Source organism: Longimicrobium sp. (genome assembly GCA_036389135.1).
Taxonomy (GTDB): domain Bacteria; phylum Gemmatimonadota; class Gemmatimonadetes; order Longimicrobiales; family Longimicrobiaceae; genus Longimicrobium.
This window is the reverse complement of sequence record DASVQP010000062.1, coordinates 1-21,640: the sequence shown is the minus strand read 5'-3', so window position 1 is coordinate 21,640 and position 21,640 is coordinate 1. Positions and strand designations below refer to the sequence as shown.

The 21,640-nt window shown below is 68.9% G+C and carries 18 protein-coding genes and 1 pseudogene; 7 read left to right on the top strand and 12 right to left on the bottom strand.

Going from position 1 to position 21,640, the window contains the following annotated elements:
* Nucleotides 1–71: 71 nt before the first annotated feature.
* Nucleotides 72–1,082, top strand: coding sequence for a hypothetical protein (locus VF584_14965; protein ID HEX8211470.1), 1,011 nt, complete (start codon nucleotides 72–74; stop codon nucleotides 1,080–1,082).
* A 189-nt stretch (nucleotides 1,083–1,271) separates the two neighbouring features.
* A complete protein-coding gene (locus VF584_14960) occupies nucleotides 1,272–2,348 on the top strand; it encodes a DUF3466 family protein (protein ID HEX8211469.1) in 1,077 nt (358 codons plus the stop codon).
* Nucleotides 2,349–2,472: 124 nt separating this feature from the next.
* Here the strand turns inward: VF584_14960 and VF584_14955 are convergent, their stop codons facing one another.
* From VF584_14955 to VF584_14920, 8 genes and pseudogenes are all read right to left on the bottom strand, one after another.
* The gene (locus tag VF584_14955; protein HEX8211468.1) at nucleotides 2,473–3,441 is read right to left on the bottom strand and encodes a DUF1028 domain-containing protein; all 969 of its coding nucleotides are present in this window, start codon (nucleotides 3,439–3,441) and stop codon (nucleotides 2,473–2,475) included.
* Between the two features lie 25 nt (nucleotides 3,442–3,466).
* A complete protein-coding gene (locus tag VF584_14950; protein HEX8211467.1) occupies nucleotides 3,467–4,564 on the bottom strand; it encodes a YihY/virulence factor BrkB family protein in 1,098 nt (365 codons plus the stop codon).
* 87 nt (nucleotides 4,565–4,651) lie between these two features.
* Nucleotides 4,652–4,978 (bottom strand): hypothetical protein, encoded by a 327-nt coding sequence (locus VF584_14945; GenBank protein HEX8211466.1) that lies wholly within the window; start codon nucleotides 4,976–4,978, stop codon nucleotides 4,652–4,654.
* A 173-nt stretch (nucleotides 4,979–5,151) separates the two neighbouring features.
* A pseudogene (locus VF584_14940) lies at nucleotides 5,152–5,444 on the bottom strand (XRE family transcriptional regulator).
* 28 nt (nucleotides 5,445–5,472) lie between these two features.
* Nucleotides 5,473–6,246 (bottom strand): hypothetical protein, encoded by a 774-nt coding sequence (locus VF584_14935; GenBank protein ID HEX8211465.1) that lies wholly within the window; start codon nucleotides 6,244–6,246, stop codon nucleotides 5,473–5,475.
* The gene (locus VF584_14930; GenBank protein ID HEX8211464.1) at nucleotides 6,243–7,679 is read right to left on the bottom strand and encodes an AAA family ATPase; all 1,437 of its coding nucleotides are present in this window, start codon (nucleotides 7,677–7,679) and stop codon (nucleotides 6,243–6,245) included. The genes VF584_14935 and VF584_14930 overlap by 4 nt, the downstream gene beginning before the upstream one ends.
* A gap of 283 nt (nucleotides 7,680–7,962) precedes the next feature.
* On the bottom strand, nucleotides 7,963–9,423 hold the full coding sequence (locus tag VF584_14925; GenBank protein ID HEX8211463.1) for a sigma 54-interacting transcriptional regulator: 1,461 nt from the start codon (nucleotides 9,421–9,423) through the stop codon (nucleotides 7,963–7,965).
* A 291-nt stretch (nucleotides 9,424–9,714) separates the two neighbouring features.
* Nucleotides 9,715–10,608 carry an NUDIX domain-containing protein gene (locus tag VF584_14920; GenBank protein HEX8211462.1) on the bottom strand — a complete coding sequence of 298 codons (894 nt, stop codon included), beginning with the start codon at nucleotides 10,606–10,608 and terminating at the stop codon, nucleotides 9,715–9,717.
* Between the two features lie 308 nt (nucleotides 10,609–10,916).
* On the opposite strand from VF584_14920, the gene VF584_14915 reads away from it, so the two are divergent.
* The gene (locus tag VF584_14915; protein ID HEX8211461.1) at nucleotides 10,917–12,986 is read left to right on the top strand and encodes an EAL domain-containing protein; all 2,070 of its coding nucleotides are present in this window, start codon (nucleotides 10,917–10,919) and stop codon (nucleotides 12,984–12,986) included.
* 268 nt (nucleotides 12,987–13,254) lie between these two features.
* On the opposite strand, the gene VF584_14910 is transcribed toward VF584_14915, so the two are convergent.
* From VF584_14910 to VF584_14895, 4 genes are all read right to left on the bottom strand, one after another.
* Nucleotides 13,255–13,788 carry a GNAT family N-acetyltransferase gene (locus tag VF584_14910; protein HEX8211460.1) on the bottom strand — a complete coding sequence of 178 codons (534 nt, stop codon included), beginning with the start codon at nucleotides 13,786–13,788 and terminating at the stop codon, nucleotides 13,255–13,257.
* Between the two features lie 17 nt (nucleotides 13,789–13,805).
* Nucleotides 13,806–16,001, bottom strand: a complete 2,196-nt coding sequence (locus VF584_14905; protein HEX8211459.1) for a hypothetical protein — start codon at nucleotides 15,999–16,001, stop codon at nucleotides 13,806–13,808.
* A gap of 196 nt (nucleotides 16,002–16,197) precedes the next feature.
* Nucleotides 16,198–18,213, bottom strand: a complete 2,016-nt coding sequence (locus VF584_14900; protein HEX8211458.1) for a hypothetical protein — start codon at nucleotides 18,211–18,213, stop codon at nucleotides 16,198–16,200.
* 53 nt (nucleotides 18,214–18,266) lie between these two features.
* Nucleotides 18,267–18,932: a DUF305 domain-containing protein gene (locus VF584_14895; GenBank protein HEX8211457.1), complete on the bottom strand. Its 666-nt coding sequence runs from the start codon at nucleotides 18,930–18,932 to the stop codon at nucleotides 18,267–18,269.
* A gap of 133 nt (nucleotides 18,933–19,065) precedes the next feature.
* Between VF584_14895 and VF584_14890 the strand changes: the two genes are divergently transcribed.
* The 4 genes from VF584_14890 to VF584_14875 all read left to right on the top strand — a co-directional run bounded on the left by VF584_14890 (nucleotide 19,066) and on the right by VF584_14875 (nucleotide 21,577).
* The gene (locus VF584_14890; protein HEX8211456.1) at nucleotides 19,066–19,677 is read left to right on the top strand and encodes a nucleotidyltransferase domain-containing protein; all 612 of its coding nucleotides are present in this window, start codon (nucleotides 19,066–19,068) and stop codon (nucleotides 19,675–19,677) included.
* A complete protein-coding gene (locus VF584_14885) occupies nucleotides 19,674–20,141 on the top strand; it encodes a hypothetical protein (protein HEX8211455.1) in 468 nt (155 codons plus the stop codon). Before VF584_14890 ends, VF584_14885 begins: the two co-directional genes overlap by 4 nt.
* 165 nt (nucleotides 20,142–20,306) lie before the next feature.
* Entirely contained in the window at nucleotides 20,307–20,603 is a 297-nt protein-coding gene (locus VF584_14880; GenBank protein ID HEX8211454.1) for a transposase, read from the top strand.
* Nucleotides 20,600–21,577, top strand: coding sequence for an IS3 family transposase (locus VF584_14875; GenBank protein ID HEX8211453.1), 978 nt, complete (start codon nucleotides 20,600–20,602; stop codon nucleotides 21,575–21,577). Before VF584_14880 ends, VF584_14875 begins: the two co-directional genes overlap by 4 nt.
* Nucleotides 21,578–21,640: the final 63 nt, after the last annotated feature.

Here is a 21,640-nt window from a genome sequence, read left to right as displayed (position 1 = left end):
GCCGGCTTCCCATGGGAGCCGGCCCGCTGGTATGGCGGCCTCGCCGCGCCCCGAATCCTCCGAGGTACATCGTGCGGACATCCCATCTCCGGAACGGCGGCCTCCCGTTGCTCGCGCTGGTGCTCCTGGCGGGCTGCGGCGGGCCCCCGGACGGCGTCACCGCACCTCCCGCGGGAGTCCAGCCGGCGTCGTACACGCCGGGGCAGTCGTACTTCGGGCGGAATCGGTACGTGGAGTACATCGCGGGCAACGCGCCCGTCATCCTTTCGGCGCCGCACGGCGGGGATCTGACTCCGGACGAGATCCCGGACCGCACCGCCGAAAGCTGTGGCGGAACCGCCACCGTCGGGCGCGACCTGAACACGCGCGAGCTGGTGGTGGCGATGCAGCGGCGCTACTTCGCGCGCTTCGGCAGCTATCCGCACGTCGTCGTCAACCACCTGCACCGCTCCAGGATGGACGCCAACCGGGAGCTGCTGGAAGCCGCCTGCGGCGACGTGGAGGCGGGCGTGGCGTGGCGCGAGTTCCACGACTTCCTCACCACCGCGCGCAACGCCGTCGTCCGCACGCGCGGCAGGGGGTGGTACATGGACATGCACGGGCACGGGCACCCCTTCCAGCGCCTGGAGCTGGGATACCTGCTCCGGGACGACCAGCTCGACCTCTCCGACGCCAGGCTGGACGCATACAGGGCGTACGAGGACACGTCCAGCATCAGGACCATCTCCGCACAGGCGACGCGGCTCTCCTTTTCCGCGTTGCTGCGCGGGGCCGGCAGCCTGGGCACCCTGTACGCCAGCCGCGGCTTCCCCGCGGTCCCCAGCTCCACCTTTCCGAGCTCGGCGGAGGGCGAGGCATATTTCAGCGGCGGCTACAACACGGCGCGGCACACGTGCGGGGCGGAGGCGGGCCCGCTCGGCGGCGCCACGCACGGCGCCATCTGCGGGGTGCAGATCGAAGCCAACTACACCGGCGTGCGCGACACGCAGGCCAACATGGACCGCTTCGGCGACGTCACCGCCGAGGTGCTGGACAGCTATCTCACGCTGCACTGGGGCCTGGATCTGGACGTCGTACCCTGACGGCATCCCGGCACACGCGAATGCGGAGAGGAGCGGAAGTGGGGCGATCGAACAGGCGTATACTCGTTCTGGCCCATCCGCCCTGATACGCGCATTCGTGACAGTTTCGGCATGCGATCTGCCGGGGGAAACAGGTGGTTCCTGCTTCTGGGAGCCCTGGAGCATCTCACTGGTTTGCAGGAGCTTGTGATGAAACGCTTTACCCTCGCGCTGGCTACCGGCGTGTCGCTGGCGGCGTGCGCGGACAGCCCGGTGGATTCCGGGAACGAGGCCGCCTGCAGCGCGAAAACGCGGCTCGCGCCATCCATGTCGCTCGCGGGTGCGCCGGCGCGCACCCGCCTGTTGGAGAGCCCGCGCACGGTAATCGTGATCCCGATCAAGGCGGTGGCGGTCACCAACGATGCCGTCGTCGCGGGCACCGATGAGTCGGGCGCGGCCACGTGGAGCAAGGCCACGGGGGTCCGGCGGCTTACCGGGCTCACGACGGTCGGGGACTACAGCTCGGCGGGGCAGGCGGTCGGAACCACCCCCGCGAAGCTGGCGCGGCGCGACACCGACGGGACGATGGCGGAGATCGGCGACTCGCCGGGAACCCTCGGGTTCGGGATCAACTCGCTGGGTTGGGTGGTGGGACAGCAGGCGAAGCGCGCGTTCTTTTGGACGACCTGCTTCGGGATGAAGCAGCTCCGCCAGCCGGAACTCGACCCGTACGACGGGAGCGTGACCAGCGTGGCCGTAGACATCAACACGCAGGGCGACGTGGTGGGCTCAACCGACGTGACGCTTCGCTCGAGCGGGAACACCACTCACCGGGCGACGATCTGGAAGGCGTGGAGCAACGAGTGGGTGGAGATCCAGCCGATCGACTACCACCGCGATACGCGGGCGGCTGCCATCAACGACAAGGGCGCGGTGGCGGGTACGCAGGGAAACTACGGGTCGCGCGGTGGACCCCCGGAGCGGTTCCCGTTCATCTGGACGGCGGAGGGCGGACTGGTCCCCATCCCCGTTGCCGTGGGGACCCGCTGGGGCGACGCCAGCGACGTCAACAACATGGACGAGGTGGTGGGCTCCTCGCGCGACACGATCAACGGCCAGCTCCACGCCTGGGTCTGGCGCAAGGAAACGGGCACCGAGCGGCTCCCCGAGATGGGCCAGGCGAGCAGCACCGCGGTCGCGATCAACGACTGGGGCGACATCATCGGCACGGTGGGCAACCAGCCGGTGGTGTGGACCTGGCCGGAAAACGCGCACCGCTGGCGCTGAGCGGTCGCGACAACCGGCAATCTCACACAGAGACACAGAGCCACAGAGAGAACCGCCAAGGGTTTTTTCTCTGTGGCTTTGCGCTTCCCTCCGTGTCCTCTGTGTGAGGCTTTCTCTTCCGCTGTTATGGACGCCCGCCCGTCACCTCGCGCAGGCGCGTCGCGGCCTGGGGCGTGAGCGACGGCGTCACGGGCAGGTTCTGCGCGCGCTGGAACGCCTTGAGCGCGGTGATCACCTCTTCGTCGAAGGCGCAGAACTGCTGTGTGGTTCGCGTGCCGTGCCCCGCCTTCGCCAGCAGGTTGCGAAGGAGGCAGACGTGCGCCCCGGCCGGCACCGCGAACGCCTGCGACCCGTTCGGGAGGAAGTGGTCCTCGGGGTGGAAGACGGACATCCATACGTTGTACACGCGCTCCAGCTCCAGGATGGGCTCGGGCGCGTCCTCCACGTGCAGGTCGGCGTACACGTCGTCGCCGCCGCCGTAGCCACCGCCCTTCTTTACGATCAGCAGCCCCGCCCCCTGCCGTCCGCGCCGGTCGCCGCCGGCCGCCTGCCCGGCCTTGAGCGCCGCCAGCAGCCGTTCGCCAAAGGGGCGCCCCGCCGCCTCCGCGCGCCGGAACGCGCTCGCCATGGAGTCCACCACCTCGGGGCCGGTGAGGATGTTTCCCTGCACGCTGAAATGGTCGCCGGTGCGGTGCCCGGCCCACGCCTGCGCGCTGTCGCCGGTGAAGGCGGCGGTGCGGCAGCGGGCGTCCATCACCGCGAACTGGCGCCGCGCGATCCCCGGGTCGGTGCGCCTGAACTCGGCCACCACCTCGTCCGGCGAACGCCCCTGCCGCATCAGCTCCAGCCCGCGCCGCTTGAACGCCACGTTCGCCGCCGCCTGCGATGCGATGGCGCCCACCTCCGCCTCCGCCGCCGGCACGATGGAGCCCGCCCCCACCACGCGCGACTGCACGGCGACCCCCAGGAAGCCGTTCTGCGGGTCGCAGGCCACAATGCTGAAGGTGGAGAGCGACGGCGTCTGCGCCGCCGCGCCGCCAGCCATCACGATGCCGGCGCACGCCGCGCACACCGCCGAGCGGATGCTACTCATGATCCTTTTCCAGTTGAAGGAAACGCTACTCTTCGCCTCGCGCCTCTTTCTGGGCGATCTCGCGCCGGCGTGCGTCCAGCAGCGGCGTCTTCCGCTTCTTCCGGTGCCCCGCACTGACGGCCTGAGCCGCCGATGACGACGGCTGCTTGCTGGACGAATGCGAGCGCTTGCCGCCGCCCTTCCCGCGCTGCGACGGCTGCGGCTGGACCTCCTCGCCGCCCGTCTCGTCCACCATGCGGCGCGCGCCTTTCTTGGGCTCGATCCCACTCCCCTTGCGCACCGCCCACGTCTGCGTGAACTCGGCGCCGAAGAGGAGGATCATCGACGAGTAGTAGACCCAAACCAGGAGCACCGCTAGGGAAGCCGCGGCGCCGAAGCCCTGGCCGGGGTCGCTGCGCCCCAGGTACAGCCCGATCCCGAACTTGCCCACCGTGAAGAGCGCCGCGGTGAAGAACGCCCCCACCCACACGTCCTTCCACGCGATCTTGCCGTCCGGCAGGAACTTGAACATGGCGGCGAAGAGCAGCGTCACCACCACCAGCGAGAGGGCCAGGTCCAGCACGGCCTGCACGATCGTCCCCAGCCCTCCCAGCATGCTCCCCAGCGCGCTCCCCGCCGCCGAGATGAACGCGCTCAGCGCCAGCGACACCAGCAGCATGAAGGCGATCCCCATGATCATCCCCAGCGACAACACGCGCTTGAAGATGAAGTTCTTGATCCCGCCCGCCTTGGGGTCCGGCTCCACCTCCCATGCGCGGTTGAGGGCGCTCTGCAATTGCATGAACGCCCCCGTCGCGCCGAAGATCAGCGCCGCCGTGCTCAGTACCGACGACAGCCCCTTCCCCTGCTTCTCGTCCGCCGCGCCGATCATCGCGGACACCTGGTTGGCGGTGTCCTGCCCGATCATCCCGGCGAACTGCTCCTGGATGGTGCGGCGGACGGTCTCCGCGTCCACGAAGATGCTCGCCACCAGGATGATGAGGAGAAGGAGCGGCGCCAGCGCGAAGACGATGTAGTACGAGAGCGACGCCGCGCGCATGGCGCACTCGTCGTCGCCGAACTCCTTGAACGTCTGCTTCATGAAGCCGAGCGCTCCGGCGGCTTCTACCTTCGTGGCTGCCATGGCTTCACCGATGGAGTGAGTGCGCGTCCGCGCCCTTGTGCGCGAGTCGAGAGCCGCGCCCTTTGCAAGCGTGGTTCCACCGCCGCATCAACCCTGTCGAACCTTCATCAGCACCGCGATCGCCATCCCGAGCAGCACCAGCAGCACGATGACGGCGATCAGCACGGGCGTGCGGGCGCGCGACCGTTCGGCGGCCTTGCGCTCGTCGAGCCAGAAGAGCCCCGGCTCCGCCTCGCGCACGATGCCGCGGTTGGTGAGCGCGCGGAGCGCCATGCTTTCGGGGAGATCCAGATCCTTGAGCGTCCGCGCCTTCTCCGGAGCCGTGGCGTCCGCCGTGCGAAAGGCTTCGAAGGCGTGCCGCTCCGCCTGCGCCTGCGCGGCAAGAATGGCGACGATCGCTCCGTTGGTGGCCATGCAGCTTCCCCTTCTGTAAGAACAAAGAGCCTCGCGCCACTGTGCGCGAGGCTCCCCTCTGGAGCGAAAGCCGTACCCGTGGAGAACTGCAACTGCGGGCCTCACGCAGAGCCACAGAGGGCAAAGCAAGAACAACGGAAAGTGTTTTCTCTGTGGCTTGCCGGTCCCCTCGCTCACGCCACCGCAGGCACCCTCACCTCGACGGTGAACCCCGCGTGCGCAAGCATGTTGACCAGCGAATCGATCGAGAACTGGTCGATCTTGCCGTGCACCAGCTCGTTATCCGCGGCTGCGACACCCCGAACAGCCGCGCCGCGTCCCGCTGCTTCAGCCCTCGCGCCTCAATCACGCGGTGGATCTCCATCATTAGCCTGGAGCGGATCTTCAGGTTCTCGGCTTCCTCTCCAACAAAGCCAAGATCCGCAAAGACGTTCCCACCCACCGGCGTGATGTGCTGAATGACCATCTTGGAGACCTCGTCGCGGAAAGCGGGGTTATCGCAGGTAATATCCCGCGCGTGCGGCGGCGCGAGCCATCCCGGCGAACTCCGCAGCATCGCCTGTGCACTCCTCCAGAAGCGTCTTCGCCTTCTCGACCAAGATTATCAGTTCTGCCGAGGCAGTCGGCTCCATCTCCACCAGTTCGGCTAGTATCTGCAACTGTTTCAGACGATCCCGTCGCCGTTCGTTCAGAATTTCGCGGTCCAGCCCTAGTGCTTCAATGGTCGCTTTTCCGGCACGACTTCCACCCACCGGGAAGGGGATCTCGTACCTGAAGGAGATGTGCTCCTCCGGGTCCTGCTCGGCAGGGTTGATGAACAGCGGTTCTTCCCGCGCGACGTCGTCCCGATGAGAACGGGCTCGTTTTGATGCGTCAGCGAGTGGGAAGAGGCTGCGCTTGAACCGCTGGTTGCAGATGGAGCAGCAGAGCAGGAGGTTGCTCCACTCGTATGCCAGCCAGTAGTAGCCGGGCCCTTCGATCCGCTGTCCTTTCCCCTGACTAAAACCCGCCTTCGGCCGGTAGTGCTCCACATCACCGTCCATCCCCGTCTTCGACTCGCAAAAGCAGCACTTGGCGTGCTGCGCAATGACGAGCGCCCGCTTCACCGTGGAGTGGCCGTACAGTGCGCCGTCGAAGTCGAACTTCTGTCTGCGCGCGTCGTATTCGTCCGGCGCGGCATCGTACGCGCCCACGATTGCGTCGCGCTTCTGCGTGCCGCGCGTAGCAAGCACGCGCGGCACGGCCGGGGGCCGGTCGATGCGGATCAACGTCCGGTCGTGCCTTCCCGCTTCAGAACTTCCGCGGCCTGGCGGATCACGTCCATTGCCTCGATGTCCGCCACCGACTCGCCGGCAGGCAGATCACCGATCTCCGATTCCAGCTTCTTGAGCCGGCTCTCGTCCCTCTTCGTCAGCTTCGCTTTCCCCAGCAACTTCGCACGTTGCGCAAGAAGCTCGTCGTACTCCGGCGGTCGCGCCGTCTCCAGCCCGAACAGATCGCTCGTGAGCACCTGATCGATGCGCCACCCGCGGATTGCCTCCACATCGTTGTCGATGACGACGTGGTCTCCCTCGCGCCGCAGCAGGACAATGTTAGCGTCCGTCGCCGCCTGCACGATCAGCGGGCTGTGCGCCGTAACGATGAACTGCGTATTCGGGAACCGCTCCGTAAGGTATGAGATCAGCGACCGTTGCCACTTCGGATGTAAGTGCAGGTCGATCTCGTCTACGAGAACGATTGCGGGCTCGGCCAGCGGGTTCTCACTCCCCTGGTACCGCTCAAACATCCTGTAGGCGAAGTCCACAATCCAGGCAACCAGCGCGCGGTACCCGAGGCTCAGGTCGGAGATGTTGACCCAACCGTATGGAACTTCAACCTCTACGCGCGGCCTCCTGCCGATTTCGGTTGGGCGGACAAAACGTATGTCTGATACTTCAGGTAGCAGGTTGATCAGAACTTCGATCAACTGATCACGTCGTGCACGGGCTTGTTCTCGGACAGGCGAGTCCACAAGTGCATTGTAATCAGACTGGAGTAGCCATTCCTCCGCGTTGAGGAGGCTCACGTCATCTGAGAACAGTGAGACGGTGCTATCGTCCGGTTCTTGCTCGGATAACGCAACCGCTCCCATCCTACGCGTTGCTCCGTAACCGTAGCAGATCAGACGGTCAAGATTCTGGAAGCTGCCGGTAGTGTTGATGTTTCCGTGTGGGTCAGGCCCAATCACAAACGAAAGTGCTTCGACGGTACGTTGGGTGCTTACATGCTGCAATGTACCTCCCAGCGAAATCTGCACTCCTGCGAGGCTACGGGAACTCTCACGTGTTCCATAGCGTCGAGCTTCTAGGAAGTAGCCGGTGTTATATGCACGCGGGAACCAGGCGTGGCGCAATAGATTTTCGCCTTCAGCTTCGTCGTGGAACACCTCGCCAACAGATTGGAATTCGGCAAGCGACTGGAGAAGCGTTGTCTTTCCTACACCGTTGTCTCCCAAGATCACAGTCCATCGCGCCGGCAATCCACCCAACGACAAGTCTAGCACCTGTTTCGTACCGAAGCTGCGGATATTCTCAATTTCAAGACCTACAAAATAAGCGGGAAGTGCGGAAGGGGTGTTCGAAGCGCCTTGACTAAGCTGTTGCGCCTGCCGAGTGGGCGGGCTCGTGGATGGTCCACTCAAGGAAGTAGCTTTTCTGGTCACGTGGATTCGTCGTTAATCGTTGGCGTTGCGAGACAGTCTACAATCACCTCAGGCTGATAGCCATGGGGAATCTGTGTCACTCCCCTGTACACAAGCGCGTACCCCGCCTGCGTGCGCTCAGAAGTCGTGGACCGCCGTGGCGGCGGAAGGCGGAGAAGTATCCACCGCTCCCCAGCAACTACATGGCTCACCCCGAGCCACAGAGCCACAGAGAAGACTGCAAGAAGCTTAAGTTGCGCCTTGCAGTTCCCTCTGCGTTCTCTGTGTGAGGCTGTTGTAGTCGCTACGCGAACAGGTCCTGGCCGAACTGGAAGCCCCCGCCCTTGCCCTTCGACTTGGGCTCGGGCCGCGCGCGGGCGTAGCCCTGCTCGGCGCGCGAGATCCGGCGGTGGGCGGCGAGGCCCTCCAGCAGCAGCTCGGCGGCGGCGACGGTGGTGCCGGGGTCCTCGCGGCGGTACATCCCCACCTCCTCCAGCGCCTCCACCAGCCCCGGCACGCCGCCCAGCCCCCCCAGCGCCGCCTCCGCCGACGCGCTGTCCGACACCTGGAGCACGCCGCCGCGGTCGAAGTGCTCCACGATGGTGTCCATCGAGTCCACTTCCCACACCTGGTCGAAGAGCTCGCGCGCGGCGGCTGCGATCAGGTCCCTTGCGATCGTCTCGGAGCCCTGCAGCTCGCCCTCGTACTCCAGCTCCATCTTTCCCGTGATGGAGGGGAGCGCGGCGTACACGTCGGCCACGCGCGGCACGACGGCCGTCTCGCCGGCGAGGAGGGCACGGCGCTCGGCGTTGGATACGGCGGTCTCCATCACCGAGATGGGCATGCGCTGCGAGACGCCGCTGCGCCGGTCGATGCGCTTGTCGTCGCGGGCCAGGAAGGCGATGCGCTCCACCAGCTCCGCCACGAAGGGCGGCACCGACACCGGCACCCCGTCGCGCTCGATCTGCGCCTCCTGAGCGGTGATCGTCATCGCCTCCTCCGGCGAGCGCGGGTAGTGCGTCAGGATCTCGGCGCCGATGCGGTCCTTGAGCGGCGTGATGATCTTGCCGCGCGCCGTGTAGTCCTCGGGGTTGGCGCTGAATACCAGGAGCACGTCCAGCGGCAGGCGCACCGGGTAGCCCTTGATCTGGATGTCGCCTTCCTGGAGCACGTTGAAGAGCCCCACCTGCACCTTTCCGCTCAGGTCCGGCAGCTCGTTGAGCGCAAAGATGCCGCGGTTGGCGCGCGGCAGCAGGCCGTAGTTGATCGACAGCTCGTCCGACAGGAGGTGCCCGCCGCGGGCGGCGCGGATGGGGTCCATGTCGCCGATCAGGTCGGCCACGGTGACGTCCGGGGTGGCGAGCTTTTCCACGTAGCGCGCGTCGCGGCCCAGCCATGCGATGGGCGCATCGTCGCCCGCCTCCTCCACCAGCAGGCGCCCGGCGCGCGAGATGGGGCGCAGCGGGTCGTCGTTGGTCTCGGTGCCGGCCAGCACGGGGAGCGCCTCGTCCAGCAGCGAGGTGAGCTGGCGGAGGATGCGGCTCTTGGCCTGCCCGCGCAGCCCCAGCAGGATGAAGTTCTGCCGCGCCAGCACCGCGTTGCACAGCGCGGGGACCACGGTGTCCTCGTAGCCCACGATGCCGGGGAATATGGTGCCGCCCGCGCGCAGCCGGGCAATCAGGTTCTCGCGCATCTCCGCTTTCACGGAGCGTGTGCGGTATCCGGCCTCGCGGAGCGCGCCGAGCGTGGTGGGACGCTGGTCCATGGATCGATTCCTGGGTTTGGACGACGGACGGAAACAGAAGTGCGTTAGTGCGTACGGGGCTTCCCCGCCTTTTGTCATCCCGAGCGAAGCGCTTCTCCGTCCTTATCCATGCGCCATGCTGCGGCGCGGAACGAAGGATCTACTGCGCGTGCCGAGGGGCTTGGCCGCGTTGCGCCGTCCTCTTGCCTCGCCGGCTAGATCCGTTCGGTCGCCGCAGGAGTACGGCCTGGGCGGCTCCCTCAGGATGACAGGAACCCGCGCCAACACACTCACGTACTCACGCACTTCCCCTCACGGCACCTCGATCGCCACGCCGTCCGGGTGGCGGCGCATGCGCGGGGTGATGGCGGGGATTTCGGCGTCGCGAAAGGCGGCCAGTGCATCGTCCGCGGAGGCGAACTCAGCCAGGCGGCGCAACGTGTGGACGGTCGGCGGCAGCATCTTCATCTCGCCGCGCTCAAAGCGCTCCACGACTTCCGCGGGGCCGCACCAGAGGGCGTCGGTCATCTCCTCGCCGTGGGCGTCGCACTCGGCGCCTGCGGGGGCCAGGGCCAGGAAGAAGCGCGTGTCGTAGCGGCGCGGCTCAGGGAGCGGGGTGATCCAGTGCGCCAGGTACGCCAGCGAGTCGCCCGCCAGACGCACGCCGTTTCCCACCGCGAGCTGCCGCAGCGTCGCCACGCCATCCAGCAGCGCGCGCCGGGCAACCGAGAGCGCGCCCGCGTCGTCGATGCGCGAGGGGGCGGCGGGGTCGGCGCGGGCCAGGAGGATCCCCGTCTCCTCAAAGGACTCGCGCAGGGCGGCGGCCACGAAGCCCAGCGCCTCCTCCGGCGTCTCCGTGCCCAGGCGCGCGGCCCACTCGCCGGGGGTGGGGCCGTCCAGGTGGTCGGCCAGCGAGAGCTCGCGGTCCGCCTTGTCCACCACCCCGCCGGGAAAGACCCACGCATCCGCCGCGAAGCCGCTCCTGCCGTGGCGGCGCAGAAGGAGCACCTGCGGCCCCGCTCCGCCCTCGCGCAGCAGCGCCACGGTGGCGGCGGGGCGGGCGGGGGCGGGGATCAGCGATTCGTCGTCCACGCGCTCCGCGAAGCCCGGGGGCAGGCTCGCCTCCGGGATCAGGAAGAGGTTGGGGTCGTCGGTGGCGCGGCGCGCGGCCGAAGCGGCGGTCGGGCGGTTGGGCTCGGAGGGCACGGCGTTCCGGTCAAGAGTTGTCCCGCTCCTGCCGCAACGATAGTGCCCCGCGGATTTGGAGGGCAAACTTGACTGCAGCCTCACACAGAGACGCAGAGGGAACCGCAAGAGGAAAGAAGAGGGTTTCGGATGATTCTTCCGTGCCTTTTCCGTTCCCTCCGTGTTCTCTGTGTGAAACGGCCGTTCGGGTATTCGAAAGTGTTTGCGAAGCGGGCCGCGCGTGCTATTCTTCATGCACACAACCGCTTACAGGAAGTGCCCGTGTCGATGCTGGCAATCGGCCCGCATCCCCCCGAGCCGCTCGCCCCTTGTCCGCCTCCACGCCGCCGCTCCACGGCTACACCTTTCTCTCCCCCGCCGAAGGGGTGCGCACGCTCCGGGAGAGCGACGCGTACTTCCGCTCGCTGGTGGAGAACGCGCGCGACGTCATCCACGTGATCAACGAGGACGGCACCACGCGCTACATCACCCCGTCGGTGAAGCGGCTGCTGGGGTTCTCGCCGGAGGAGCTGATCGGGCGGATGGCGCTGGACCTGGTGCACCCCGACGACCGCGAGAGCGCCATGGCCGCCCTGCGGCTGGACCGCTACGCCCCCGGCGCGGGGCGCGGGCTGGAGTTCCGCGTGGGGCACCGCGACGGGAGCTGGCGGATCTTCGAGGGGGTGGGCACCAACCTGCTGGACGACCCCACCGTGCGCGGCGTCATCGTCAACTCGCGCGACGTCACCGGGCGCAAGCGGGCGGAGGAGGAGAGCGCGCGCCTTGCCGCCTTCCCGCGCGCCACCCCCTCGCCGATCCTGGAGTGCGACGCGTTGGGGGAGGTGCGCTACGCCAACCCCGCCGTCGAGCGCGCCATCATCGAGCTGGGGGTGGAGGGGCCGCACCACCTCCTTCCCGAAGACCACGTGGCCATCGTGCGCCGCGCGCTGGAGACGGGGGTGGGGGTGCGCGACGTGGAGGTGGGGGTGGCCGGGCGCGTGCTGGCGTGGCTCTACAACCCGCAGCCGGCGCTGGGCACGGTGCACCTCTTCGGCGAGGACGTCACCGAGCGCAAGCAGAGCGAGGCGCGCCTCTTTCACGACGCCATGCACGATGCGCTGACGGGGCTCCCCAACCGCCCCTTCTTCATGCAGCGCCTGGCCGCCGCCCTGGTGCGCCACCGCCGCGGCGAGACGCCGGCGCCGGCCGTCCTCTTTCTGGACCTCGACCGCTTCAAGGTGGTCAACGACTCGCTCGGCCATCACGTGGGCGACGAGCTGCTGGTGGCCGTCTCGGGGCGGCTGAAGGGGTGCCTGCGCGAGAGCGACACCGTGGCCCGCTTCGGCGGCGACGAGTTCGCGGTGCTGCTGGAGGAGCTGGAGGACTCCGCCCACGCCGTGATGGTGGCGGAGCGGATCGCGGCGGCGGTGGCGGCGCCCGTCAACCTGAGCGGCTACGAGGTGTTCACCGCCGCCAGCATCGGCATCGCGCTGGGCGAGGCGGGGCACGACCGGCCGGAGTACCTGCTGCGAAACGCGGACATGGCGATGTACCGCGCCAAGGGATCCGGCGGCGCGCGCTGCGAGGTGTTCGACCGCGCCATGCACGCCCGCGCCCTGGCCCGCCTGCAGATGGAGACCGACCTGCGCCGCGCGCTGGCCCGCGGCGAGTTCGTGCTCCACTACCAGCCCATCGTGGCGCTGGCGACGGGGCGGATGGTCGGCGTGGAGGCGCTCTGCCGCTGGGTGCACCCCGAGCAGGGGATGATTCCGCCGAGCGACTTCATCGGCACGGCCGAGGAGACGGGGATCATCGTGCCGCTGGGGGAGTGGGTGCTGGAGGAGGCGTGCGAGCGGCTGGCGGAGTGGCGGCGCGAGTTCGACCACGCGCGCATCGCGATGAGCGTCAACCTCAGCGCCCGCCAGTTCGCGCACCCGGGGCTGGTGGGCCACATCCGCCGTACCCTGGCCAACACCGGGCTGGACGCGCGCCACCTGAAGCTGGAGCTCACCGAGAGCGTGCTGATGGAGGGTGGCGGCACGGCCGCGGCGATGCTGCAGCAGCTCCAGGCGCTGGGGATCGACCTGCAGCTGGACGACTTCGGCACGGGGTACTCGTCGCTGGCGTACCTGCACCGCTTTCCCATCGGCGCGCTCAAGATCGACCGCTCCTTTGTGAGCCGCATGCACCCCGAGAACGCCACCGCGCAGCTCGTCCGCACTATCGCCGGGATGGCCAAGGGCCTCGACCTCGCCGTCACCGCCGAGGGTGTGGAGACGCCCGTGCAGCTCGCGCAGGTCCGCGACATCGGCTGCGACTTCGCCCAGGGCTTCCTCCTCTCGCCGCCCCTCCCCGAGAACGAGATGCGCGCGCTGCTGGCGAGCGATCCGCGATGGTGAGGGGCGGGCCCCCTCCCCCGCTCGTCACCTCGCGGCCCCTCCCCCAATAACTACCTGGGGGAGCGGCGTACGCACAGATTTGCGCGGGTCGCGGATGCCCGTGCCCGACGCCTGCTCCGCCGCCCGCCGCGCACATCATCATCCGTAGGGGCGGCCCCACGTGGCCGCCCGTGCCCGACCCTGCGTCCGCCCTCCGCGTAACGCACCGATACCTGTAGGGGCAGACCTGCGTGTCTGCCCACCCTCTTCGCCTCGCAGACCTCCGCGGTCAGACCGGTTCGGTGCGGATCCACGTCTGGGCAGTGCGCACCGTCCCCTCGAACACCTCCTCGCGCGTGTCATCCAGAACGTAGCCGAGCCTGCGCGGCACGGCGGCGCTGCGCTCGTTGAGGACGTCGCAGCGGATCTCGACGCGAGTCGCACCCAGCTCAGTCAGTGCGCGGTTGGTGAGGATGCGCGTGGCTTCGGTGGCGATACCCTGGCCCACCGCGCTTTCGCACAGCCAGAAGCCGATCTCCATCGATCCCGCCGCGTCGCCCCGGTGCAGGCCGATCGCGCCCAGCACACGAGCCTCGTCCGGGGAGAAGATCCCGAACTGCCACTCCTCGCCGCGCACGAACTTCTCGCGTGCGTCGCGGATGTGCTCGATGAGTGCATCCAGCGGGCGCGGCTCGTCGCGGGCCCAGGGCATGAAGCGGCGCAGGTGATGCAGGTTGCGGTCGATCGCCTCCCGGAACCGCGGCGCATCCGCCTCCTCGCGGCAGCGGAGCACGAAGCGCGGGTGCTCGATGCGTTCCTCCACGCGGAGCACTCCGGGCGTCAAATCCCCCCGCCCATCCGCAGGTGCAGCCGGAACCCGCCGCCGCCTAGCCCCCGCGCCAGGTCCACGCGCACCAGGTTGTCCAGGAGCGCCACGCCGAGTCCGATGCCGCGCAGCGGGCGCGCATCCCACAGGTCCGCGCCGTCGCCCGCCCAGCCGGCGTCGCCAAAGAGGGAGAGGCGCATCATGGGGGCGCCGCGGGTGATCTCGCCTCGAGCGAGCCAGAGCGTCTCGCCGCGCATGGACGCGGCGTCGTGGCCGCGCACCGTGGTGGCGCCGCCGATCTGCCAGAGGCGCTGCACCGGCACCTCGCCGAACCCCGTGCCCCCCGCCAGCGACAGCCCGTATCCCAGGCCGCCCCCGATCGGCCCCTCCGCGTCGAGCCGCAGCAGCGGGCGCCCGAAGGTGGCGCCGCCCGTCTCGCCGTGGAGCTCCAGCTCGGCGCGGGTGCGCAGGCGCGAGGGGTCGTCGCCGCGGGAGGCGCGGAGGCGAAAGGTGGCGCCGGCCTGGTCGAGCGTCTCGGCCAGGACGTTGTCGCGCGCGTCGAATTCGCCGTCGAAGGCGCCGCGCAGGCTCACGTCGGTGCGGGCACGGACGCCCCGCTGGTGCTCGGCGAAGAGGCGCACATCCCAGCGCTGGCGCCGCGTGGCCGCCGGGGACACGCGCAGCTCGGCACCGGTCGCGCGGAAGTAGTCGTTCTCGTCGCGTCCCAGCAGGAGGGCGCTGGCCGAGCTGGCGAGGGAGAAGGGCTGCGACGACACCGCCACCGCCTCCAAGCCGCGGTACGCCGCCACCTCGGTGCGCAGCGCGGCCGTGGAGTGGATACCCGCCAGGCGCGCCCCGATCTCGCCCGTCGTCCCGGCGCGCAGCTCCCCGCGCAGCTCCGCGGGGCCCAGCGGCAAGCTGGCCCGGGCTCCCAGAGAAAGCCCCTCCACCCGGTTGAAGCGGATCAGCTCCGGGCTCAGCAGCCGCACGCCCGGCCTGCCGACGCTCCACGGCGTGCCCGGCAGGTCGCGCACCAGATCGGTGAGGGTGCGCAGCTCCTGCTCGCTGACGGCCCCCTCATTCTCGTCGTAGATCCCCGCGGGGAAGGCGGGGCCGCTCACCAGGTCCGTCCCCGGCGCGCGCGTCACGACGAACGACTGGGTGCACTGCGGCGCGCCCGTGCTGTCCACCGCCGTGCTGTCGCTCTTCGCGGTATCGCCGGCCGCCATGCGGGCCATCTGCCGGTCCCACGCGGCCTCCCAGCTGGAGTCGCTCTGCACGCTGGTGCCGATGTTGATGCTCCCCTTGATCTGCCGCCGGCATCGCGGCGGCGTGGCGGCGACGCCCTCGGGCGCGCTCTGGCGGGTGGGAGCGGCGGCCAGCGTGTCCCCCGTCACCTGGTATCCCTCGTAGGTGCGCTCGTACGAGAGGGGAAAGCGGCGCCCGGAGAAGTGCGCCACGCCGCGCGCGGCCACGCTGCGCGGCAGCCACCAGCGCCGGTCCCACAGCCCGTAGTCGATCGCAACGTAGTCCAGCTCGGCCCCCGCCTCGGGCATGATGACGGTGACGCCGGGCTTGACGCTGGAAAATGGGCGGCTCTGCCGGAACCCGGCGCGCACCACCGCGTGCGTCTCCGAGTCCAGCCAGAAGGAGCCGTTGATGAGGTGCGGATCGGCGCGGCGCGCGGCGATGCGCAGCTCCAGGATGCGCACGCCGCGCCCGTTGGGTAGGCGGATGGAGAGGCTGTCGCCGCTGGAGTAGCGGTAGTGCGCCTCGCTCCCCGCGGCCAGCGGGTTGCGGATCACGGTGGAGTCGAAGCGGAGGAGCATCTCCGGATCGGCCGGATCGAAGGCGATCACCATCGCGGCCCCGGCGATGTTGTCGGGCGAGAGGCGCTGCGCCCCCACGCGCACGGCCGGGATCGCCTCGCGCGCGCCGATCACCTCCACGCGTACCGTGTCGCGGCTCCAGTCTATGCGCGACGCCGTCTCCCGCCGGAAGAGGAGCTTCTCGATCCCCATCACCGACATCCGCGCCGAGATGCGCTCCCGCGCCGTCACCTGGTAGCCCGTGATGCGCGTGTCGACCACCGCCCGCCGCGCCCGGGCCAGCCTCACCAGCTCGCGTGCGCGGGGGTCGCGGTAGGCGTCGTCCTGCGCGGCGGCGGGAAGGGCGCAGAGAAGGAGAGCGAAAACGGCTGCGGAGCGCATGCGGAGGTGGGGCCGAGGAGGGGATGAACTGCCACCGCCGTGTACGTCATCGAGCGCCGCGGAGTTCCAGGAGCCGACGTGCATCCAAGAAAAAGGCCTCACACAGAGGCACGGAGGGGGAAAGCAAGAACGGTTTCTTTCCGTTCTCCTTTCCTTTACCTCTGTGTCTCTGTGTGAGGCCAGCAGTTCCCCGCGGTTACTGCCCCTGACGCCCCGACGCGAGGTCGCGCACCGCGCCGGCCAGCATCCGCACCTTGGCGGCGTCCGACGACCCCGCCGCGTAGCCGCTGATCTGCCCCGCGAGCGTGGTCAGAGCCGTGCGGCGGCGCGCGGCGGGCGCGCGCTCGGCGGTGGTGAGCGCCTGGCGGATCGTGCCCAGCCGCGCCGCCGTAAGCCCGCGCGAGCGCTCGAGCTGGTCCGCGTAGGCGCGGGCGAGCGCGAACGACGCCGGCCACACCATCTTCGGCTGGCCCTGCGGGTTCAGGTAGTCCACGCGCACCGTCTTGGCCGCGTCGATCTCGTTCTGCGAGAGCAGCGCGCTGGGCGTCAGCTCCATGATGTCCAGCCCGCGCGAGATCTCCGAGCTGACGATCACGCCGTTGTACCAGTACGCCGACCAGGTGCCGCCGTTGCCCATGCGGGTGGCATCCACCGGGCCGCGGTCGAAGAAGGCGATCTCCATCGGCCGCCTGCCGTCCGTCCAGTCGAAGACCGACACGCCGCCCTGGTACCACGACTGCACCATCACGTCGCGCCCCGGAATGGGGATCAGCGAGCCGTTGTGGGCCACGCAGTTCTCCTGCGCGGTCTGCGGCGCCGGGAGCTTGTAGTAGCTCTGGAACTGCATCTCGCGGCGGGCGTTCACGCTGAAGATGGCGTTGGCGCCCCACGCGCGCGGGTCGCTGGCGCGGCACTTGGCCTGGCCGCCGCCGCCCCACTCGTCGCTGAACAGCACCTTGGTGGCGTCGTTGTTGAACGTCGCCGAGTGCCAGTACGAGAAGTTGGAGTCCGCCACGGCGGTGAGCCGCACCGGGTTCGCCGGGTTGCGGATGTCCAGCAGCAGCCCGTAGCCCTCACAGGCGCCGCCGGCCAGCCCCACCGCGGGGTACACCGTGATGTCGTGGCACTGCGTGGGCCCCGGCCGCGGGCCTGCCCCGGCCTGCTCGCCGATCATGTCGTTGATGATGTTCTGGATGCCGGCGCGCAGCGCGGCGCTGTCCGCGGCCGTGGGCGTGCCGGTGCCGCCGCGAGCCTTCACGATGCTGTCCAGCATGGGCGCCGTCATGCGGGGCGGAAGCGGACGCTCCACCCCTTCGATCATGACCGTGTACGCACCGCGTGCCTTAGCCTCGGCCGTCATGCGGGCCATCTGCGCGGCGTCCTCCGGCGTCTCGCCGTGGCGCGGGGGAGCCACCAGCCCCGTGAAGATGCGCGGCGAGCTTACGATGGCCGCGCGCTCCGGGTTGGCCAGCGGAACGCGGATGACCTCGATGCGAAAGAGCGCCGAGTTCGGATTCTTGTCCGGCGTGTCACTCACGCACCCCGGAAGCTCCTCCGCCGAGCGCACGCCGGCCGAGCCGGAGATGTAGACGTACACGTTCTGCGGATCGCGCGGGTCGGCGAGCACCGTGTGCGTGTGCGAGCCGCGGCACGTCTGCACGTTGCCCACGTTGCGCGGGTTGTTGATGTCGGTGATGTCGAAGATGCGCAGCCCGCGCAGCCGGTCCTTGCTGACCGGCGCCGGCACGCCCTGGCCGCCGCAGTCGAGGCGCCCGGTGAGCCCCTCGCCCGAGACGAAGAGGAGGTTTTTGTACACCGACACGTCGCTCTGCGACGCCGGGCAGAAGAACTCCTTGGCCAGCGTGGGGCTGCCGGGGTTGGTGATGTCCCAGACCATGAAGCCGTTGTAGTTCCCCTGGATGGCGTACTTGCCGCTGAACGCCAGGTCGGAGTTGGTGCTCTGCGCGAACCTTTCCGGCGGACGGGTCTTGGAGAGGACTCGCATGTTCCACGTCGCCTCGCCGGCGTCGTGCAGGCCGGCGCGAAGGCCCACGCGCGGATCGGGCGACGGGGCGATGGGCGCGCGGTTGGCGGACCCGGTCGAGGGGCCGCCGTTCTGGGCGAGCGCCGGGGTAAGCGCCGCCAGCGACAGCAGCGCGGCTACGAGCGACCGCTTCAGCGCGGCGCGCGGAGCGGGGGACGGTGATTGCATCGCGTCTTCCTGGATAGGGGCCGAAAGGGACCTGCGCACGGACATCGGTTGGCTCACGGGGTGCCTCCTTCGAAGAGAATCGCGATCAGCATCTGCTGCATCCGCGCGATCTCGGTGATCTGATCGACGTTCACGTCCGATGCGAACTTGAACACCGTCTCGTCCTGCCCGGCGCCGTGCGTGCCGAACAGCTCCTCCACCATGGCGACCGCGCCGCGGTGGTGCTGGATCATGAAGGTGAGAAAGAGCCGGTCGAACTCCGGTCCCCTCGCCTCGTCCAGCTGCTTCATCTGCGCGTCGCTGAGCATCCCAGGCATCTTCATCTGGTGCTCGACGCCGTTCGTGGTCATCGTCATCGTGGCCGACGCGCGCGCCTCCGGCACCGGCTGCTTCCGGTCGCGGAGCCACTGCTGCATCGTGGCGATCTCGTCCTGCTGGGCGTTGATGATGCGCTCGGCCAGCCGGCGCACGGTGGGGTTGGCGCCGTGCGTGGGCGCCAAGCGCGCCATCTCGATGGCCTGCGCGTGGTGCCCGATCATGTGCGACATGAAGTGCACGTCCGCCGCGGTCCACGGCCGGTGCACGCTGTCCGCCGGCACCGCCGCGTGCGTGTGCTGCCCGCCGTGCGAGTGGCCCTGCGCCTCCGCCTGCGCAGCGCCGCCGCAGATCACCGCGCCCAGCAGCAGCGCCAGAGTCCGTCGGGGGGATGATGTAGTCATCTCACTCCTTGGGCGCCGCGAGCCGCGCCCTTCCGGTGGTTGTGCCGAATCATGGATACTAGCTCACTCCCGTGGCCCCGCAAGGCTGTTGCCCGCTCCGTCGTATGCCCTATATTCCAGGGCAGGAGGTGAAATGGAACAAACGAGTCCCCTGGCGAGCCTTTTGGGCTCCGACGCGCGAGCGCGCATCCTCGTCCACTTCGTTGTGTACCCGCGTTCCCGCCTGAGTGTTCGCGCACTGGGGCGGCGCACCGGTGTGGCGGGGAAGAGGTCGCTGCAGATCGAGCTCGACCGGCTAGCCGGCCTGGGGCTCCTGGAGCGCAGCCGGGAGGGCCGGGTCGTGCTCGTGGGGCGCAACCACTCGCATCCGCAGTGGCCCGCGTTGGCCTCGCTGGTGCAGGAGTACGCGCCGGCGCTGATTCTGGAGTCGGTGCTGGCGGACGTTCCCGGCCTGGAAGCCGCGTTCATCTTCGGCTCCTTCGCCCGTGGAGACGCGCGGCCGGACAGCGACATCGACCTCTTCGTGTACGGCGACCGAATCCCGGATGGGGCCGTAGGCAAGGCGCTGCTCGACGCTTCCGTCGTCCTTGACCGTCCCATCGATGCGAAGCGCTACGACTCCCCCACCTTCCGGCGCGACGTGCGGCCCGGCGCCAGCTTCCTGCCGAGCGCGCTGAACGGCCCCAAGCTCTGGCTCCTCGGCTCCCCCGACCGCCTTCCGCCCGCGGAGGCCCTTTTCTCGTGAACGAGAGGATCGACAATCTCCGCGGCATAGGCCGCCTGGTGGACGAGCCCGCGCCGGACGAGGAAGTTATCGGCCTGTGGGTCGGCGCTCTGGATGCGCTCGAGGACGCCTGCCTCTCAGTTCGAACACCGAACCGGCGGCTAACGGCGGCGTACGACGCGGGCCGCACGGCGGCGCTGGCCGTGGTTCGAGCCGCGGACCTGCGCGTGCGCGCCAATAATCATCACGAGGTGACGCTCGCCGCCGCGGGTTTCCTGGTCCAGGGCGCCCTCGAACCCCTCCTCCAGGAGTTCCAGGAACGCAGAATGGACCGTATCCAGATCGAGTACGGCTGGGCGAAGCGCGCCACCGACGAGGAAGTCCGGGATGCGGTATCGCAATCGCGTGCGATCCTGGAGCTTGCCGCTGCATGGATACGCGAGCACCGCCGCTCTGTTGCCGCGGAGATCCAGTTCCCCGGCTGATAGAGCGGGGGAAACAGCATCACACAGAGAACACAGAGGGAACTGCAAGCCGCGGAGAACCCCTTGTATTGGTTCAGCGGAAATCGAACTTTCCGCAAACGCTTGAGAGTTACACTTTCCCCTCGACCGGCGAGTGGCCGGGACCACGAGCAAGGGGAAAGTACGATGCCCAAGGGGCGGCAGCACACGGCGGATGAGAAGTTGAAGATCCTGGAAGAGGCGCGCCAGCCGGGTACCACCGTGGCGGAGGTGCTGCGCCGCCACCATCTGGATGCGACCACGTTTTACCGCTGGGAGCGACAGGCGAAGGACGCGCTGCGGCAAGCGTTCAACGGCGCACCGCGGCGTGATTCGGATGCGAAGGATCGGGAGATCGAGCGCCTGAGGGCAGAGCTGGCGCGCAAGAGCCGGGTGATTGCCGAGGTGGTGGAGGAGAATCTTGGGCTAAAAAAAAGTCTCTGAACCTCGGTGGCCGCACGCGCTTCTCCGCGGAAGAGAAGGCGTCCGTGCTGGCGCTGGTTGAGCGGGCGACGACCCGGACCGGCTGGACGGTCGGGCGAGTGCTCAAGTGCCTGGGGCTGTCAAAGGGGCGCTACTACGAGTGGGCGCGGCGCGCGGCCGCCGACTGCCTGGCGGACCGATCCACGGCAACTGCGTCATCAGGGGGGATTCTCGACGAGGAGAAGCAGGCGGTGATCCGCTACGCCCTGGCGCGCCCGAAGGACGGCTACCGCAGGCTCGCGTGGCAGATGGTGGACGAGGATGTCGCGTACGTGAGCCCATCGAGCGTGTACCGCATCCTGAACGATGCGGACCTGTTGTACCGCTGGAAGCGCGGCCGGGGCGTGGGCGAGCCGCCGCCGAGGCCCGTGCGGCCCCACGAGCGCTGGCACACGGACATCATGTACCTGCGCGTGGAGGGTACCTGGTATTTCCTCGTGACGGTGCTGGACGGCTACAGCCGGTACGTGGTGCATTGGGAGTTGCTGACCTCCATGCGGGCCGCCGACGTGCGGCTGGTGCTCCAGGAGGCGCTGGAGCGCACGGGCGCCAGGCCGCAGGTGGTGAGCGACAACGGGTCGCAGTTCACGGCGGGCGAGTTCAAGGACCTGGTGAAGCGCTTCGAGCTGGAGCATATCCGGATCCGGACTTATCACCCGGAGTCGAACGGGACGCTGGAGCGCTTCCACCGCAGCACGCGCGAGGCGCTGGCCGCGGATGACCTCAACAACTTGGGCAAGGCACGCGAGCTCATCGGCCGCTGGGTGGAGCACTACAACAACAACCGGCTGCACGCGGGCCTGGGATATCTGCCGCCGGCGGAGTACTATCGCGGCGACCCTGACCGGCGCTTCGCGGAGCGGAGGGAGAAGCTTGAGCAGGGCCGCCGCGAACGAGAGCGGCGCCGGAAGGAGCCGATCAAAGCAGCGGCGTGATCACCGGCGAAGGTGTAACTCTCACGAGCAGGCGATTTGTTCGGGAACCGCTGAAGCAGTACA

Bases quoted from the DNA above. Each gene is read 5' to 3' on its own strand.
- VF584_14900 (HEX8211458.1), bottom strand. From the start codon at position 18,213: ATGCAATCACCGTCCCCCGCTCCGCGCGCCGCGCTGAAGCGGTCGCTC.
- VF584_14925 (HEX8211463.1), bottom strand. From the start codon at position 9,423: ATGGACCAGCGTCCCACCACGCTCGGCGCGCTCCGCGAGGCCGGATAC.
- VF584_14905 (HEX8211459.1), bottom strand. From the start codon at position 16,001: ATGCGCTCCGCAGCCGTTTTCGCTCTCCTTCTCTGCGCCCTTCCCGCC.
- VF584_14945 (HEX8211466.1), bottom strand. From the start codon at position 4,978: ATGGCCACCAACGGAGCGATCGTCGCCATTCTTGCCGCGCAGGCGCAG.
- VF584_14955 (HEX8211468.1), bottom strand. From the start codon at position 3,441: ATGAGTAGCATCCGCTCGGCGGTGTGCGCGGCGTGCGCCGGCATCGTG.
- VF584_14880 (HEX8211454.1), top strand. From the start codon at position 20,307: ATGCCCAAGGGGCGGCAGCACACGGCGGATGAGAAGTTGAAGATCCTG.
- VF584_14895 (HEX8211457.1), bottom strand. From the start codon at position 18,932: ATGACTACATCATCCCCCCGACGGACTCTGGCGCTGCTGCTGGGCGCG.
- VF584_14960 (HEX8211469.1), top strand. From the start codon at position 1,272: ATGAAACGCTTTACCCTCGCGCTGGCTACCGGCGTGTCGCTGGCGGCG.
- VF584_14890 (HEX8211456.1), top strand. From the start codon at position 19,066: ATGGAACAAACGAGTCCCCTGGCGAGCCTTTTGGGCTCCGACGCGCGA.
- VF584_14950 (HEX8211467.1), bottom strand. From the start codon at position 4,564: ATGGCAGCCACGAAGGTAGAAGCCGCCGGAGCGCTCGGCTTCATGAAG.